Raw genomic sequence first — 17532 nt, 5'->3', positions numbered from 1 at the left:
ATGGACAATTCTGAAATTATTCAAGCATTAAAAGACTGTGACGCGGTTCAATTCGGCGAGTTTACATTGGCGTCGGGGCAGAAAAGCAACTTTTACATTGACATCAAAAAAGCAAGCACCGACCCGAAAACATTGAAAATCATCGCTGATTACATCGCTCGTCTTCTGCCGTCCGTGACAGAAACGCCCACCGGCAAAATTATAATCGGCGGCGTCGAACTCGGCGGCGTTCCGATTGCAACAGCCGTATCCTTGTCGACACAATATCCGCTTTTAATCATTCGAAAAGCAACCAAAGAATACGGAACAAAAAGCCGCTACGTCGGCGAGTTGGACACAGCCAAAGAAATCATTTTAATGGAAGACGTCACCACCAGCGGCGGTTCCGTTAAAAAAGCGATTGCCGCTCTTCAAGAAGACGGTGCCGACATCCGCAAAGTCATCACAATCGTTGACCGCGAATCCGGGGCCGCAGACTCCTTAAAAGAACTCGGCGTTGAATTGATTCCGCTCGTTTCTTCAAGTGAACTGGTTGAATAATCATTCTTCCGGTTTATTTTTCAACGAAAATCCTTTTTCCTTTTTTTTTATTTATTATTTCTTTTGTTCATTCGTTTCTTTTTTTGTTCATTTTCTTCTTTTTTGTTCATTCGTTTCTTTTTTATTATTTTCTTCCTTTTTGCTTCTTCTCTTTCTTTCTGTTGCGGTTTTATAATTATCACTTATCGGGAATCTTTATTTAATACATCCCCTATTTTTCTATCGATATATCGTGATTTCCAAAAAAACACTCTTGAATCTTCTCAAATACTTCATTTTCATGGCTGTATGTATTGCCATCATCTCGGCAGGGCTATTTCATTATGTTCCGCCCGAAGATGTGAAAAAGACATTTATTTATGTTGCCAGAGATTTGACGACATCAGGAGATGACATTGTTTTTGTTTACCCGTCTCTTTCCACTTGGAACGGGCCGGAACGGTTTAATTTGTCCGCGGAAGACGAAACGTACAACATCACCTATACTTGGTCTCACGATAAACAAATTTATTCTCACCGCGCCGAGATTCCTCAAGAGCTTTTCGATTTCTATCAGAATAAATCTCATGACCGCCGCGATTATGCGCAATATGCCGTTTCCGAATACGATCGGGATGTTATCAGCAAATTGGCCGATTCTTTCAGCGCACACGGGCGACGAAATAAATATTCCGACGCCGAAATCGCGATGAATGTGATTTCTTTTGTTCATACCATTCCGTACACAAGCGATTTAGAAACAACGGGCTTTAATGAATATCCCCGTTATCCGATAGAAACGCTTGTTGAGGGCGGCGACTGCGAAGACCGCGCAATATTGGCGGCAGCTATTCTTTATGAGTTGGATATTGATTGCATTTTAATTCTGATGCAGGATCATATGGCACTCGGCCTGAAGGATGACGGTAATTTTTCAGGACAGTCTTATTTGCATAACGGGACAGTTTATTATTATGCAGGCGTGACAGACGGCGAAACCGTTATCGGTATAATTTCCAAAAATATTGACCCGACACTTCTTGCCCTTTTCCCTGTCGTTCAAAACCCTGTCTTTTCCGCTCATGTAAACCAATATATGATCGGATTCGACGACGTTTCTTACAAATATATCCTTCAAGGGACGGTTCAAAATGCCGGCACCGGCCACGGAGATGATGTTTATCTCCGCATTGTAACGAACGTCACAAACGCAGACCAAGATGTTCCCGATCAGCTGATCTCAATCGGCTCCGTTCCGGAAGACTATAGCGCCGACATAGAAGTTGCCGTTAAAGTGCCCCGCGCAAACGGAATCATAACAATTTACATCGAAGGCGATAATTTCGATTCGATTGAAATCGGCGGGTTCTATTTCAATCTCGGAAACCGCTAATCTTCTCTTCGATTTTATTTATCTTAACCCGATTTATTTCAATTCAATCTATTTTATTCGGTTTATTTTCTTCCCGGAATTTTATCTGTCTAAATATGTTTATCTCTACATTTTTGATGATTTTTATTAAAATTTATTTTTAGATAAGTTTATATCGCAATAATACAGTTTGATTTTTGAGGGTGATTTGTTGGTAAATCTCAAAAAAACGGTATTTTATGTTTTTTCAGCGGTGAGCATTCTTTTTATCTTTGCCGTCTTGATCTGTTTTTTATTCGGGACTTTTTCAATTCCGATTCAATATTCAGGCAATTATGCTCCGGCTTCTTATTCCGATGAGCTTCTTCTGCAGCCTGCATCATCTCTAAAACCGGCTGCCGGATTCACATTCAAACTGAATTCTTCCGAAATCAAGGATTTTTCATGGTATTACGGCGGCGACAATCATTCATTTACGTATTCCGGGTCGAGTGAGCTTTACAATTATTATCTGAACAAACCGCATGACCGGACAGATTACAATCAATATGCGCTTTCAGAATATGGTCGCCGGACAATACAGGAATTGGCGGATTATTTCAAAGAGTACGGGGAGCAAAAAGGTCATTCGGAAGAACAAATTACAGCAAACGTCATTTCTTTTGTTCAATCCATTCATTATACAAGTGATTATGACTCGACCGGTCGCGAAGAATATCCGCGTTATCCGGTTGAAACGCTGACGGATAAAACAGGGGATTGTGAAGACACTGTCATTTTGGCCGCCGCCATCCTGGATGAGCTCGGCTATGATCCGATTTTGGTCTTGGTGCCTCAACATATGGTTCTCGGCATCAGGGATACAGGTAATTACAGCGGCCAATTCTACGAATACAACGGCGAAAAATATTATTACGTCGAAACAACTTCACCCGGTCATCAGGTCGGTGCCGTTCCTGAATCTGTTGATCCGACACTTGTTGAAATTTATCCGATGGTCCAAATCCCGAAAATATCCGCAACCGTCTCTTCCGTTAAAGAAAATTCCGATGCCGATTTTTCTTATTATTCCGTGACCAGCCGGATTTTGAATGACGGTCCCGGCATCGGGAAAAATATCACAATGACGATTCACGGCGGCACTGTTGCTGAAAATAATTCCGGTTCGAATCAAACCGTTTACATCGGCAACATTTCAGAAGACGGAAAAAAGAGTGTTACTTTCACAATTCGTGTTCCAAACAATAGTGATCCCGTTTATTTTGTTGTCGCGGGCGAGAATTTTGAATCTTTCACGGTTTCCGATTTTTAATCAAAAAATGCTGTTCAATGATAATGTTTTAATCATTTCAGCAGCAGATCCAATCCCTTTTTCATGGCTGTTGGAATGCTTCCGCATTGCATTTCTTTCAGTTTGTCTGCCGGCAGAAGTTTGAATGCCGCATTCATTCTTTTGTCCGATACCATAAATTTATCCATTAGTTTTCGTGCCTGAACAGATGCCTCCAACGCTTCGCCGAATTCAGCGCGCCAACGCTGCTCATACGCGGCAGTTGTCAGCTCTTTGCCGCTTTTGCCTGCCGCGACCGCTTCAGCAGCAACGTCGCCTGCAATCTTGCCGGCCGCAATCGCAAACGGAATGCCGCCACCGTTTGTCGCCATCACATGTCCTGCCGCGTCGCCTGCCACCATCACGGAATCTGTTGCTGTTCTCGCGGGCGCGCCGTCGACCGGAATGACACCCGCCATCACGGATGTAATCTTTCCGCCTTTTAATTTTTCAGCGGCAATCGGATGTTCCTGAATGAAACGGTTTAAAAAGTCACGGGCGGATAATTTTTCTGTACATAGAGAATGTCTGAGGCCGATACCGACATTGGCTTTGCCTTCACCTTCCGGAAATATCCAAATATATCCGCCCGGGACGTATTTGTTTCCGAAAAACATTTCCAGCGTTTTTGAATCAATGTCGACGCCCGTCATTTTATATTCAAAACCGATGCCTCTTTCATATGACGCATTTGAAACGGCTTTTTCATTTGACGCGTTTTTTGCATTTCCGACGGCATCGATTTTTGTTTCCGCGCCGTGGCACAATCCGAATGTTTTCCCGATTACAGAATTCGGTCCGTCCGCGCCGATAATTATTTTTGCCGTAACATCCGTTTTCCCGAAAACACCGCTCAAACGAACAGTATGGTTGCCGGAGTCGGATTGGATGGATTTAACACTCGTTCCGCACAAAAGCTCGGCACCGCACAAAGCAGCCTGCTCCGCCAACGCAGAGTCAAAAAGGCGTCGGTCTAAAACATAACCGTCAACATCAAATTCTTTGATTTTCAAATCCGGACTGTAAAGTCTTTGCGCCTTCGTTTCTGCCAAAACGCAATTCATCGGGATGTTTTTCATCTCTTCGGGCAAAACCAATCCCGGAATCAGATTTTCAATTTCTTTGGCATTCGGCGTAAAACCGGCACATTGAACAGGCGATCCGATTTCGCGTTTCCTGTCCACAAACAATACGTCGGCACCGCCGAGCGCGGCATATTTTGCGGCGACCGAGCCGGCAGGACCCGCGCCGACAACGACAACATCATAGTTCTTTTTGGAAAGCGGAAACGACATTTTGAAATTCCTGTTTTGGTTTTGCTTCATCAAGCGAGAGAATCTTAATGAAAATCTGTAAAATGTAAAGTTGTATAAAATGAATGTTATCGAAATGAATCGAATGTATTGAATCGAATGTATTGAATCGAATGTATTGAATCGAATGTATTGAATCGAATGTATTGAATCGAATGTATTGAATCGAATGTATTGAAACGAATGTATTGAAACGAATGTATTGAAACGAATGTATTGAAACGAATGTATCGAAACGAATGTCTCAAACAAATAAATCATTTATCTTGATGCGAAATGCGTTTCATCACTTTTATCTTTTTCATTCGGTTTAGGCTTTGCACGGAAAGTGCCTAAAAATGACATACTTTCGGGACAAGCCATTGACTTTTCGGGCAAAGTTTTTCGAAAGTGTCGATTGTAGCTGTTTATCATGAATTTATTCAACTCGAAGAAGAGGTTTTTCGTGTCTCCCTTCTCTCAAAATCGGCTACAAATGGCACACCTAGTATTCCTGTGGAGTGTAAACGTTTTTATATTCTGTCTTTACTATATTTCTTTGGCATATTTCGTTAAGAGGTTAATATTATGGCATTTACAGCGCCCAATCCTAGGCGCATATATAAGAATAATTTGATAACAGATGTTGTTCTTCAGGTCCGTTTTCCTCCGATTCTGCGTATTGAATCAGATGTTCCATCCATTTAATGCTGCTGATATTTTTACTGTTGCTGAATTGTCTTCCGGCACATTTTCTATCATTACCGAATAGTCAAAAGTCGGATTTGTTCTTTCTGCAATCAAAAGCATTATTGCAATACTAACAACATCCGATATTGAAGTGAATTTTCCGGATTGAAGCATCGAATTCATTTGCTTCAATATTTTCTCACTTATTGTAAAATCATTTAAGCACGATTGTGCCGGATTTAAATTTTGGAGCTTGAAAATGGGTAAAGTTTTGAAAATCATTCTAATGGTTTTGGTTCTTCTTTTGATTCTTCTTATTACAGTATTTACAGGTAGACCGATTGTATTTTTATTAACTATTGTCTTTGCCGTGTACTTTTACAACAAAGAATCCAAAAAGGAAAAGAAAGAAGCTGCTCGAATCGAAGAAAGCATTTCTGAAAATGGAATCGTGAACCACCACGCAAAAGAAATTATACAAAATTACGGTCATGGTACCTTCGTGAACAAACAACCAAAAGAAATTGAAGTCACCGTCAATGAATATATTGATTTGTTCGGGATAGATACCACAGAATTTACAGTATTCGACATTGCAAACGAGATAAATAAAGAAGTGAATGAAAAAATAGAATAAAATCATTCACTTCTTTCTTTTTTTAAAAATTTACGCAACGAAGCGGATTTTTCGGGCAGATGACATACTTTCGGGACAAAGCCGACTTTACGTGCAAAGCCTTCGGTTTAGAAAGCTTCTTATAGCAGGATACTGTTTTAAGAAATCTTATCCGGTTAGATTCTCTCCGATGTGTTAAGGCACATCTAATTCATAATTAAGAGGATAATTCCGGAAATTTCGGCCGTATTTTCCGAAACAGTGAGAGAGAATCTGTATCGTTATTCGATTATGCTTTTATCTTTGTTTTATCAAACGGCCATTTCAGAAACAGCGTTTTACCCTGTTCTTCAATCGTGTTATTGATTTGCTGAACCGATTTATTTTTCAGCAGCAGTCGGCGCAATGATTTGTATTTTTTGTCATTGATGCCTTTTTCCGTTCGGAATGGCCGGACGAGTCGGTCTCTTTGAAGCTTTTAACAGGTTCTCATGACGTTGTTTTTGTTCACAAACAGGTGACTATTAATGACAACAACATTCCAAGACCTCGGTATATCAGACAGAATTATTCAAACACTTCTTTTAAAAGGATATGAATCCCCGACACCGATTCAAATTCAAACCATTCCGCTTTTCTTAAGCGGTGACTGCAACATCATCGGCCAGGCACAAACAGGCTCCGGCAAAACGGCTGCTTTCGGCATTCCGATTATTCAAAATATCACAGAAAAAACAGGCCGCGTTCAGGCAATTGTTTTAACCCCGACACGCGAACTCGCCATTCAAGTCTGCGATGAAATGTCCTCTTTTGGCGGCATCAAAGGCTTAAACATCGTCCCCGTTTTCGGCGGTCAGCCGATTCCGATCCAGCTTCGCGCACTCGCTGCAGGTGCTGACATCGTTGTCGGAACACCCGGCCGTGTCATCGATTTGATTCACAGAAAAAAACTCGACTTGTCTCATCTTTCTTATTTCGTTTTGGACGAAGCCGATGAAATGCTGAACATGGGATTCATTGACGATATCAAAGAAATCATTCAGCACACCGGCGATGACAAACGCATGCTCTGTTTCTCGGCAACAATGCCCAAGCCGGTTCTCGGAATCGCTAAAAAGTATATGGGTCAATACGAGATGGTTTCGGTTGAAAAAGTCAAAGAAGATGTCTTGATTGAACAGCTTTCCATTGACGTTCCGCCGGCATTGAAATTTGAAGCGCTCTGCCGTGTCATTGATTCCGATCCGGATTTCTATGGTTTGGTTTTCTGCGCCCGAAAAGACACGTCTGATGACGTTGTTCAGAGATTGGAAGAACGCGGCTACGATGCCGACGTTATCCACGGCGACATTTTACAGGAACAACGTATCCGTATCATGGACCGTTTCAGAAAACAAAAATTGAGAATTCTCGTCGCAACAGACGTTGCCGCTCGCGGTATTGATGTCAACGAATTAACGCACGTCGTCAACTATGACATCCCGCAAGACCCCGAATCTTACACACACAGAATCGGCAGAACCGGCCGCGCCGGCAAAAACGGCATCGCAATTACACTTTTAACACCGGCCGATTTCAGAAAATTCGCTTTCATTAAAAAGTTGGCAAATGCTGATGTTCGCCGCGTCGAGCTTCCGAACGCCGATCAGGTCGCTTCCATGAAGCGCGACAAATTGCTCCACGACTTGTCGTTGGCAATCGACTCCGATTTTGTTCACACCGAAGAAGCCGAACCGTTCAGAGAATTCGCCCAAGCATTGATTACGGAAGACAGAACCGCAGAAGACGTTGTCACCTGCCTTTTAAAAAGAGCGTATGAAAGCAGAATTCTCCCGCGCGCCGACGATAAAATCATTGACGAAATGTTTGCTCAGATTCCGAAACAGCGCTTTACAAGCGACAGCGGCAAAAAAGGCAGATACGGTGCCAAAAACAATGACGAAGGCGGACGCAGAGGCGACAGAAATGACCGCGGCAGCAGCGGCGGTTACAAAGGCAAAAGGGAAGGCGGCAGATCCGATCGCGATGACCGTAAAGGCGGCAGCGGCGGCAGCAAATACAAGAGCGGCTCCGGCAACAAAGGCGGCAGCGGTGGTAAAAAATACGGCGACAAAGGCTCTTCCAATAAAGATTACGCAATGAAAAGAATTGAGAATAAAAAGAGCAAGTATTGAGAAGCCGGTTTTCAGCTTTTCTTTATCTTCCTCTTTTTAATTTTTTTCCGAGAGTTAACTTTTTATTCTTTTTCCTTTTTTATTAATCAAACATGGTTCGAGATTCCCGCGGTATTATTCGATTTTTAAGTGTCTGTTTCATTACTTTTCTCATCCTCTTAGCCGCAACAATCGCTGTCGGGACAATCTATAACGTTTATTCTTTCACGTCTTCTTCCGGCAACTCAACAGTTCCGGTTGTTATTCCGACATCACCCGCGCCGGAATATGATGAAGCTGAAACGCCGTCTTCTTTGACATCTGTTGAAGAAACTGAACCGGTTTATTCTTCTGACACGTATGTGCGAACGTATTCATGGGTGTATTCAGGGTATTCTCAATCCATTACGGTGACGATTCCGGTTGAATATTATGATTATTATCGCAATAAATCTCATTCCGGCAAAGATTTTGACCATTATGCGCTGTCTGAAGATGACCGTGTTTTTTTGGGACAAATGATTGACACATTCAAAGAACAGGGTGATCGGTACAATTTCACGGACGATCAAAATGTTTTGAACATGATTGCTTTTGTTCAGGCGATGCCTTACACGTCTGACAGTGTGACGACCGGTTATGATGAGTACCCGCGCTATCCGATTGAAACGCTTGTTGACGGCGGCGGTGACTGTGAAGACAGTTCGATTTTGGCGGCGGCTCTTTTGCTTGAAATGGGTTATGGCGTTGTTTTAATCGAACTGCCCGGACACATGGCGCTCGGCGTAAAAGGCAGTGAAAATCTGGCCGGCACTTATTATGAGCTCAACGGCACTCGGTATTATTATGTTGAAACGACGGCATCAAACTTTAAAATCGGTGAACTTCCGCCCGAATTTATCGGATCCCGCGCGAAGTTATATTCGATGAATTCGATGCCGGCAATGAATGTTCAGATCCGGGCGGATTATGTTGACAGTGATTGGAATTATGTTTACTACAAAGTCCGCTGCAACGTGACAAACACAGGACCGACATCGGGTCAAAATGTGACCGTTCTCATTATGGCCGAATCAGATCCGTTTGACATGACACGTGTTTGGTCTCAAAGCGGTGAAATCCCTATCGGGACGCTTGCGGATGACGGTTCCGGATGGGCAGAATATACAGTTCAAATCCCGCGGCGGAATCAGACGCGTTTTACATGCGTTGTTTTCGGTGACAACTTCAACCCCGAATATGTTTCTACAAAAGTCGTTTATATGGACTGAGAGATTATTTTTATTCATCTGTCTCCATTTTTTTACACACTCGGCTGTCTGTGTCAGATAATTTATATACCACAAAAGATAAGAAAGCCGAATTCTATTAATGTTATTTTGTTTTGGAACAGCTCGGGGTATTTATGAACAAAACCGCAATGGTCACGGATGCCGATTCTGGCGCTCATCATATTCGCACGTGTAAATTATTTTATTTAGCGAAATATGCCGCAGGTATTTTGTTTATTTTATCAGCCGCGGTTCTGCCGCTTTGGGTTTTTTTTGCCGGCTGTTTTATTCTTTGCATTTTATCAATGACGCCGCTTCTTTCGAAAGTTGCCGCGCTTTTTCATTTAACGGATCAAAATAAACTGAAACAGCTTTCTTTTGATTTCAGGCTGCTGACAGGCATTTTAACAATCAGCTTTTTGGCGGCGGTCATTATCGGAAATTATGATATTGATTTCCCGAGCTTTTTGATATTCCAAGCGCTCGCCGTGACGATTTTCAGCACACGCTCGTGGTATTCATTGTTCAGCAAAGTAACACTTTATGAAAATGTCCGCGAATCTGAAAAGTTCAAAAACATTTCGCTGCTTTATGAATTCTTTTTGATTTTGCTTCGCGTTCTCGGCGCATTTTTGGCCGGCGTTTGGGTCGCTTACTTTACGGGATACGATTTAACGGTTGATTTTTTGAACCAGCTTTTCTTCATTTCAATCATCGGCGCGTTTATCGGCAGTTTATTTGAATCGATTCCGTCTAAAATCAATGCCAACGCTTCCATTTACATCGGCGCGCTGTTTTCCATGTGGGCACTTTTGCTGCTCAACTATCAGACGCCGTGGTCGGAAACCGCGCTTGCCGCGCTCTTTTCAGTCGTTTTGGCGTTTTTGGCTTACCGCTACAAAATCGCTGACGTATCAGCTCTTTTCTCGGCGGCCGTTCTCGGTATCGTCATTATTCTCTTTACAAATCTATGGTGGTTCGTTCTTCTCGTTGCGTTCTTTATTCTCGGCGGCGGATTTACCAAATACAAATTCAAACAAAAAAAGGCCGCCGGTCTTGCCGAATCCAAAACCGGAATCCGCAGTTATGAAAATGTCTTTTCAAACAGTATTTGGGCGCTCATCATCGCCGTTCTTTACGGCGTTCTTTCTTTGTATCCGGATTGGAGCTGGCTGTCCGTTCCGCTGATTTTTGCTTACGTCGGCACCATCGCATCGGCGACCGGTGACACGATGGCCAGTGAAATCGGCGTGACCGCCAAAGGCCCGACTTTCATGATTACGAATCTCAGAAAAGCAAAGCCCGGTGAAGACGGCGGTGTCAGCCTGCTCGGCGAAGTTGCCTGCCTGACCGGATCCGTCATTATCGGCTTGATGGCGTTCGCGTTCGGCATGATTGACACGCTTTGGCTTTCCCTCTTGGTCGCCGTTGTCGGCGGTTTTCTCGGGACTAACATCGACAGCGTTCTCGGCGCCGTTCTTCAAAAAAGAGGAATCTTATCCAACAGCGGCGTCAATGTCTTTTCAACACTTTCCGGCGCAATTATTTCGTTCGCGCTTTATTTCCTTTTGTTCTGAAGTATGAACAAAATCAAAAAAGACGGCTTCATCATAATCTATTTATATGAAAAATCGATTTTAGAGTTGTTTACTTTTCTAAAACATAACACCCTGCGGGGATAACCAAGTGGTCAACGGTGACAGACTCAAGATCTGTTCGCGTAGGCGTTCAGGGGTTCGACTCCCTTTCCCCGCACTCAATCAAATTATTCTAATCCTGCTTCTATTAATCGTTTCTTCATTTTTATTCTCCTTCATTTTATCAATTCCAAAAAACTAAAAAATTCTTTAAATACCTGAACTTCGTCCATTCAATAACAAAAAAATTGGTGAAAGAATGGTTTCAAGTTCAGCTAAAAACATATTTTTTGATATCTTATCATCAAACAAATTAGATTCATCATCTTTTGACCGAATCAAATTATCAAAATCAGGCGATAAAGCTTCTTTTGAATTGATTCATTTCACCAATCCGAATGTTCCGCTGAAATTGATTAAACCGCTTCATTTAGATGTCATTTATGAAGAAGGAACAAAACGCTATATTTTTGAAAACAAGCTTCTAAAAATCTTTTCATTCAATGAAGATTTCGGAAAAGCCGCCGCAGAATTTGAAATAAGTTTTTATTATCTCTGGGAAGAATATGTTTTGGAAGATGAGTCTGTTTTGACAGCAGGCGCCGTTCAATTAAAACATCTGCTTTTAGAATACGCGGAGGAAGTTTAATGACCTCTGTTTATAAAACAAAAGATATCGAATCAGCTCTTCTCAAAAAAGGTTTCCGCGAAACAAGAAAAGGTGCTCATAAACGATATACGTATCATTTCAAGGAAAACAAAACAGAATTTGTCACATATACAAGCCACGGCGTCACAGAATACAGCGGCAGCATTTTATCACTTATGAAAAATCAACTTTCATTAGACCGCAAACAATTTGACGACCTCGTTTCCTGTCCTTTGACAAAAGAAAAATTAGCGGAAGTTTATAAAGACAAAGGAATCATCCCGAATTTTTCAAAAAAAGAAGACACAGAGAAAATCTCTGCATCTAAATTATTCCGAAACAACTGAAAATCTCGTTTTCAAAAATTTCCTTTTGGGATTCTGATTCCCTGCTTCAGTTTTATTCATCATGGCAATTATTTTATCCGACCGGTTCCTCGCGTCACAGGAATCATCTTAACTCTTTTTACAATTTTCTCTTCATTATTTTCAATCACTTTCTCTTCATGCTCAACATATTCCATTTTAATCGTCAGCTCTATTTCAGGTATCGTATACCATATCGGTGTAACACCCTGCTCGGAAAGTTCCCGGCTTCTCAAAATCTCTTTTTGAGTTTCTTTCGAATACGCATTTAGATTATTTTGAACCTGATAGAGGTCATCTTTCAGTTCCGTCAGAATCTCCGCAACGCCTTCAATAAAGCTTCTCTGAATCGCACTTATGGATGCGTTTGATGCGTTTCTGTCTGATTCTTCCGTCATGCTGCTCTTGCCTGTCTTCTGAATGTGGCCAACACAAAAATCTCTTCTCCGATTCCCAAATATTCGCCGGATTTGACCGATTGATATGTTATTTCCGTTCTGTCATCTCCGAATGCATATTCGGGAGGCATATCTATGGCCGTGTAAAATATTGGCCGAATTCCTCTCTCAGAAAGAGCCGTTTTCGCTTCTTCTGCCGTCATTCCTGTCATATCAGGCACTTCGCGGCGGCGCACCAATACTTCAGATGGCGGAATCGGAACGAACTTAATCGTCAGAGAACTCTCTTCTTTTGCGGCAGACGTAAACAGACTGGTGTATTTGGCGTTTACCGGTATAATTTCAACGCGGCCGGGCGAAACGGTTCCGTCTTCCGATCTTTCACTTGCCACATTGTATTCCATTTTCAGCGTAAAATCAACTTCCGGCATTGAATACCATGTCGGCTGAAGACCGTATTCTGTCAGGTCGCGACTTTTCAGAATTTCCTTTTGCATTTTCAGAGCGTTTAAATCCAATTCACGCTGCGCCTGACCGATTCCTCTGCCGAGCTGAGTCAGCATTTCCGGCAAATCCATTTTACTGTCTGATTCTATTTCTTCGGCAGGTGTCGCCGGCATTTCGGGATCATCAGAAACTGCGAATGGTTCAAATCCGGTTTCATCAATTTCTCTTGCGGCAATAATATACGGAATGATGCGGGTATTCGGGATTCCAAAACTCACATTTTGAATCACGCCGTCACGCAAAAACTCAACATTTGCCAATTCCTTGGCGGAATTTATTCCGCGGCTTAGCAATTTAAAGGCATCCTCAGGTGTCATTCTCGGGACGCTCATCAGATCAGCCATTCTTGGAAGAATTCCAAAAGATTTGATTTTGGAGGCTTTTTGAATCTCTTCGATCTGTTTGACGGTTTTTGTTCTTTCTCGTAATGCTTCTAAAGTTCGGGGCCCGGTATATCCTTTCCAAATACCTTCAACCATCGTATCGCTAAATCCGGAAAGCTCATACATGATCGGAAGTACATCTATCGAAAAACGTTTTTTGATATCCTCTTCCGTTTCCGGCAAACGTTCGATCTCTTGCTCTTTTTTCAAAAGATCAAATAATGCCGTTTGACTCATTTTTGTTTTCTCGGCAAGCTCCGTTTTTTCCGATTCATGACTCATAATTTCTTCTAAATCACAAACAGTACCTGCAAAAGCACTTCGAAGAATCGAAATCATATTTATGTTAATTCCGGGAACAAGCACTAATTCCGTAAACAAATCTCTTGTAAAATCAACAAAAACTTTATCACGGTCTTCTTCAAACGTTTCCAAAAGGTTCACAAAAATCAAAAGCATGTTCGCTGTTTTTTCAGAAACCCCAACGAGTTCTGCAAATTCTATCCTGAATGCAGGAGTCACGGCGTGGTCATTCAGCGATTGAACTGTTGATATGCCTTGAGCATCCAGTTTCTTTTTGAGATATGTACTGATTGGCAAGTAATCTATTTTCAGTTCCGGTGTACAGACCGAATGCGTATCCGGATAAAATTGGTCGGGAATTATTTCAATCTGAGATGCAATTTCCTTCAGCCGAAGGATTTCTTCCCGAGTCAACTTTTCCGTTTGAATACGTATAATTCTGGATTCCGGCGTCGTCTGCTCCAAAAATTCCTCTATCGTGTAAATTGATTTTTCCAACAATATTTGAAGGACATCAGGGCTGACACCGGGCAATTTGGTAATTCTAATAAATGACTCCTCCTGTTCTCAAGTTGAATTTGCGCCAACGCCGGCACCAACTTTGGCCTTTAACATAATAATTTCTTTTTCAACGACATCCGCGCGTTTTTTGTTCAAATACGGCTGAATTTTTTCAAACAATCTCAGCGCGCCCGTTAAATTTCCCGCCGCTTCCATTTCCATGCCGGCTTTTAACAAAATCATGCCCGCTTCTTTGTAAAAAATCGCCAACTCTCTTTCGGCATTTTGAACCGAATCATATTCGGAAAGCCTATCCAAACAGTCTGCCGCCGCTTCAAAATTCTCTTCCATAATATGAATCTTCGCGATATACAATCGGTTCGTAAAAGCGCCGTCTGCATAGTAAAATTTAAGAGATGTCTGCTCTCCGAGCTCATACATTTTCACGGCTTCTTCTAACTTTCCGCTGCCTACCAGCTCGGCGGCGGAATTATTGATGCCTTTTAATAATTCGACAATGCCTTTAATGACATCTTCATCTTTCATTTCTCGCCCTCATCATATCCGTTTCCATGCCGCTTCCGGTCTTTTTCTTTCGTTCCGTCAGCATCATGCCCATATCTTTTTTGTCTGTCATCTTGTCTGAAAATATGTCGTCTTTCTGAGCCGGCTTTTTCGAATTTGACATCATCAACGTTTTTCTTTCCGCTCCTCTTTTTTGATTTTTCGTCAAATCCGGCTGAGGCGGCTTTGAGATTTCAAATCCGATTGCTGATGTCTTCTTTTTTTCCCGCGGCGGTTCTTTTCTGATTTGATTTATCCGATCCGACCTTCTTTTTTCCGCGGCAAACGGCTCAGATTTCTTTTTTTGTCGGCGTATCGGTTCGCTGAACAAAAATCTTTTTTGAATTTCAGACGGTTTTTTCTTTTTTCCCGCCTCTTTTCTGCTGTCTGCTGTTCCCGCTAAACCGTTTACTGTTCGCGAAGAGCTGTTTGTTGGTCTTGAAAATGTGTTTGTTGATCCTGAAAAGGTGTTTATTGGTCTTGATGAATTGTTTGTCGTTCTCAAATCACCGAACTTCGGCTTTTTTTTACTTTCCGAATGATTCGAAAAAGGCTGTCCGGATGAAAATGAAATTGTTTTATTCTTCTCAGTTTCAATCCGCTTTCCATTTCTTTTTCCTTGAATTGTTTTCTCAGGAGAAAGCGGGTCAGCTTTCTTGCCGCCGGTTCGGATGAAATCGGAAAATTCTTTTTTCTTTTTTTCCGTTTCGTATTTGGGACGTTCTTCTTCAATGGAAATAGAAATTGAAAGCGGGTCCGTTTGTTCTTTTACCGGCTCAGGCGTTGATTCCGAGCCGGCTTGTGCATTTTCTTCAATTTCTTCTTCATCGTCAAACTCTTCCGACAAAATGTCAGCGTTCAGGAGAATGGAATCCGCAAGTGCTTTTTCATCTCCTTTCGCGCTCATTTTAATTTCCTGTCAGACGCCGGGTTATTTCTTTGCTTCTTTTGCTTCCATGTCGGCAGCAGCCTGCGCAATTTCAGATTCAAGCTTCTTTGCTTCTAAGTCGAATTCCAGCTGCATTGCCTGAGCGCGCAAATCAATCTGACGCTGAACAATCGTATTTGGCGGAACCGGCACCAATCGAGTGCGTAAGAGGCTGGATCCTTCCTGATTAAAGTTGTATTTGCTGGTATAAGTCGCATCAATCGGCGTTGATGTCACAACACTTCTGTAAGAATAATTTCTTCCGCTCCTTACTGCAGATGTAGATGTTGATTTGACTTCGCCGCTTGTTTTTCTTTCATATTCGGATCCTTGGGCGACCGACATTGCCATTTTCACTTCAATGACTGTATCCGCAAATTGATAAAACGTTGGTTGGAAGCCGGCACCGATCATGGATGTTGTAATATCGACATCTTCGAATTTGCCGTCTTTGTATCGCATATGCGGCAGCGTTACGGGAGCATTCTCCTTATCTCCCATCATTTTCAAAATCTCAATGGATTCTCTGTCCAATTCCGCTTGAGATTGCGCAATTGAGCTCGCGATTTGAGTCACCATTTCTCCGAAAGGAACATTCAGCAGTTCGCGTCCGATATTTGTCATTTCATTTTCTCCTATTGATTTTATAAGTTTAATTAGTCCGTTGTCTTTTTGCCGCTGCCGCTTCCACTGCTGCTGTCGCTGCTTTCAGTTTTCGCTTCCTTCTCTTCTTCTTCAGCAAGCTTCTTGTCCAGCTCTTTTTGTTCTCTTTCAAGGGCTGCTTCCAGTTTTTTCATTTCCATCTGGAATTTCATCTGTTCTTTCTGCGCTTTCAAATCAAGCAGCTGCTGCATGAATGTGTTTGGCGGAAGCGGTGTAATTTTCGTTCGGAGAAGACTGGATCCTTCGACCGAATACGTGTATTTCGAAGAATAAGAGGCGTTAACGGACGCCGAGAAACAGCCGAAACCCACTTTTGCCGTAACGGATGCGGATTTCTCAGTGGTTTTTGTCATCGTAATAGCCATTTTCACTTCGATAATTGTGTCAGTGAATTGGTAAAACGTGGGCTGGAATCCCGCGCCGATCATAGATGTCTTGATCGGTTTGTTATCGTCCGCAAGGTCCGGCAATTCAATCGGATATTTTTGAGCGTCGCCCATCATCGCCGCAATTTTGCAGCTTGTCTGATCCAACTTAAATTGTCCTTCCGCAATTGCCGTTGCCAAATTCAAAACCATTTCAGGGAACGGTACATTCAATAATTCTTGTCCTACATCTGCCATGTTCTTTATCTCCTCTTTATTTCTTTTCTCATTTTATTCCAGTTTTCTCATTTATTCCATATTTCTGTTCATTCACGCGGTTTACCGGTTGCGCATTTTCTTTTTACTCTGTTTCATTTGTTTGCGATTTTGTTCTTGCTTTTCTCTTTTGTGTTCAATTCATTTTATATTCAATTCATTTTGTTCGACATTTTATGTTCGATTCATTTCGTTTGTTTCGGTACGGCCTTAATTGATATTTTTACGGAACTGATGCCGTCTCCGCCGGTCTTTGATATATCCGCTCCGGACATTCGGAGCTCCTTATCTTTATAAATTTGAGTTTTGAGATCGACTTCCATGTTGCTGATGATGTAATCCACGTCTTTGTCTTCAGTTTTCGTCTTCTCATTGAAATCGTTGATTACCGCGCCGAAATATTCCGTGACATCTTCTTTTGTGTATGAATTATCGGTTAATTTTTTAACGGAATCAAGTTCCGATTGCAGTTGCAGTTCGCGGCTTTTCAGCCGATTAATTTCTGTACTTTCGTCTGCTCCGCCACTCGCGGCGGAAGCGATTGGGGCGGAGATTGACTTCGCCGAAAGCGTCCTTAATCGTTCGTCAATCGCGTCCAGTCTGTTATTCATCTGCCGGATGAGCTCTTCCAATCTTTTAAAATCTGCATCAGTTACCATTTTCGTTCGCTCCCTTCTCTTTTCCTTTTGCGCTTCTTCTATAATCCGATTTCATTTTCAGTATCCGGTTTTTGCGTTTGATTTTCCAAGA

18 protein-coding genes and 1 tRNA gene are annotated in these 17532 nt (G+C 42.2%); 10 read left to right on the top strand and 9 right to left on the bottom strand.

The window, feature by feature from the left end; translation table 11 throughout:
- The 3 genes from pyrE to C7391_RS01990 all read left to right on the top strand — a co-directional run bounded on the left by pyrE (position 1) and on the right by C7391_RS01990 (position 3203).
- Positions 1-540, top strand: coding sequence for an orotate phosphoribosyltransferase (gene pyrE, locus C7391_RS02000; RefSeq protein ID WP_133516856.1), 540 nt, complete (start codon positions 1-3; stop codon positions 538-540).
- Positions 541-772: 232 nt separating this feature from the next.
- On the top strand, positions 773-1912 hold the full coding sequence (locus C7391_RS01995) for a hypothetical protein (protein ID WP_133516855.1): 1140 nt from the start codon (positions 773-775) through the stop codon (positions 1910-1912).
- A gap of 190 nt (positions 1913-2102) precedes the next feature.
- A complete protein-coding gene (locus C7391_RS01990) occupies positions 2103-3203 on the top strand; it encodes a hypothetical protein (protein WP_133516854.1) in 1101 nt (366 codons plus the stop codon).
- Positions 3204-3235: 32 nt separating this feature from the next.
- On the opposite strand, the gene C7391_RS01985 is transcribed toward C7391_RS01990, so the two are convergent.
- Positions 3236-4516 carry a geranylgeranyl reductase family protein gene (locus C7391_RS01985; protein ID WP_223610951.1) on the bottom strand — a complete coding sequence of 427 codons (1281 nt, stop codon included), beginning with the start codon at positions 4514-4516 and terminating at the stop codon, positions 3236-3238.
- Between the two features lie 684 nt (positions 4517-5200).
- Positions 5201-5395, bottom strand: a complete 195-nt coding sequence (locus C7391_RS01980) for a hypothetical protein (RefSeq protein WP_133516852.1) — start codon at positions 5393-5395, stop codon at positions 5201-5203.
- A 67-nt stretch (positions 5396-5462) separates the two neighbouring features.
- Between C7391_RS01980 and C7391_RS01975 the strand changes: the two genes are divergently transcribed.
- From C7391_RS01975 to C7391_RS01945, 7 genes are all read left to right on the top strand, one after another.
- Positions 5463-5840: a hypothetical protein gene (locus C7391_RS01975; protein WP_133516851.1), complete on the top strand. Its 378-nt coding sequence runs from the start codon at positions 5463-5465 to the stop codon at positions 5838-5840.
- A gap of 506 nt (positions 5841-6346) precedes the next feature.
- Positions 6347-7993, top strand: a complete 1647-nt coding sequence (locus C7391_RS01970) for a DEAD/DEAH box helicase (protein ID WP_208107040.1) — start codon at positions 6347-6349, stop codon at positions 7991-7993.
- Between the two features lie 92 nt (positions 7994-8085).
- Positions 8086-9243, top strand: coding sequence for a hypothetical protein (locus tag C7391_RS01965; RefSeq protein WP_133516850.1), 1158 nt, complete (start codon positions 8086-8088; stop codon positions 9241-9243).
- A gap of 134 nt (positions 9244-9377) precedes the next feature.
- Positions 9378-10820: a DUF92 domain-containing protein gene (locus C7391_RS01960; RefSeq protein WP_133516849.1), complete on the top strand. Its 1443-nt coding sequence runs from the start codon at positions 9378-9380 to the stop codon at positions 10818-10820.
- 95 nt (positions 10821-10915) lie between these two features.
- Positions 10916-10998 (top strand) — tRNA-Leu (locus C7391_RS01955).
- A gap of 141 nt (positions 10999-11139) precedes the next feature.
- On the top strand, positions 11140-11529 hold the full coding sequence (locus C7391_RS01950; RefSeq protein ID WP_133516848.1) for a hypothetical protein: 390 nt from the start codon (positions 11140-11142) through the stop codon (positions 11527-11529).
- Positions 11529-11876: a hypothetical protein gene (locus C7391_RS01945; protein WP_133516847.1), complete on the top strand. Its 348-nt coding sequence runs from the start codon at positions 11529-11531 to the stop codon at positions 11874-11876. The genes C7391_RS01950 and C7391_RS01945 overlap by 1 nt, the downstream gene beginning before the upstream one ends.
- 68 nt (positions 11877-11944) lie before the next feature.
- On the opposite strand, the gene C7391_RS01940 is transcribed toward C7391_RS01945, so the two are convergent.
- The 7 genes from C7391_RS01940 to C7391_RS01910 form a co-directional block, all read right to left on the bottom strand.
- Positions 11945-12292, bottom strand: coding sequence for a hypothetical protein (locus C7391_RS01940; RefSeq protein WP_133516846.1), 348 nt, complete (start codon positions 12290-12292; stop codon positions 11945-11947).
- Positions 12289-14019 carry a PASTA domain-containing protein gene (locus C7391_RS01935; protein ID WP_133516845.1) on the bottom strand — a complete coding sequence of 577 codons (1731 nt, stop codon included), beginning with the start codon at positions 14017-14019 and terminating at the stop codon, positions 12289-12291. The genes C7391_RS01940 and C7391_RS01935 overlap by 4 nt, the downstream gene beginning before the upstream one ends.
- Before the next feature lie 33 nt (positions 14020-14052).
- A complete protein-coding gene (locus tag C7391_RS01930) occupies positions 14053-14532 on the bottom strand; it encodes a hypothetical protein (RefSeq protein WP_133516844.1) in 480 nt (159 codons plus the stop codon).
- The gene (locus C7391_RS01925) at positions 14522-15457 is read right to left on the bottom strand and encodes a hypothetical protein (protein ID WP_133516843.1); all 936 of its coding nucleotides are present in this window, start codon (positions 15455-15457) and stop codon (positions 14522-14524) included. Before C7391_RS01925 ends, C7391_RS01930 begins: the two co-directional genes overlap by 11 nt.
- 24 nt (positions 15458-15481) lie before the next feature.
- Positions 15482-16102, bottom strand: a complete 621-nt coding sequence (locus C7391_RS01920; RefSeq protein ID WP_133516842.1) for a hypothetical protein — start codon at positions 16100-16102, stop codon at positions 15482-15484.
- Positions 16103-16134: 32 nt separating this feature from the next.
- A complete protein-coding gene (locus C7391_RS01915) occupies positions 16135-16764 on the bottom strand; it encodes a hypothetical protein (protein WP_133516841.1) in 630 nt (209 codons plus the stop codon).
- A gap of 203 nt (positions 16765-16967) precedes the next feature.
- Positions 16968-17441, bottom strand: a complete 474-nt coding sequence (locus tag C7391_RS01910) for a hypothetical protein (RefSeq protein ID WP_133516840.1) — start codon at positions 17439-17441, stop codon at positions 16968-16970.
- Positions 17442-17532 lie beyond the last annotated feature (91 nt).

This window comes from Methanimicrococcus blatticola (genome assembly GCF_004363215.1).
Taxonomy (GTDB): Archaea; Halobacteriota; Methanosarcinia; order Methanosarcinales; family Methanosarcinaceae; genus Methanimicrococcus; species Methanimicrococcus blatticola.
This window is presented reverse-complemented; position numbering and strand designations above follow the sequence as displayed.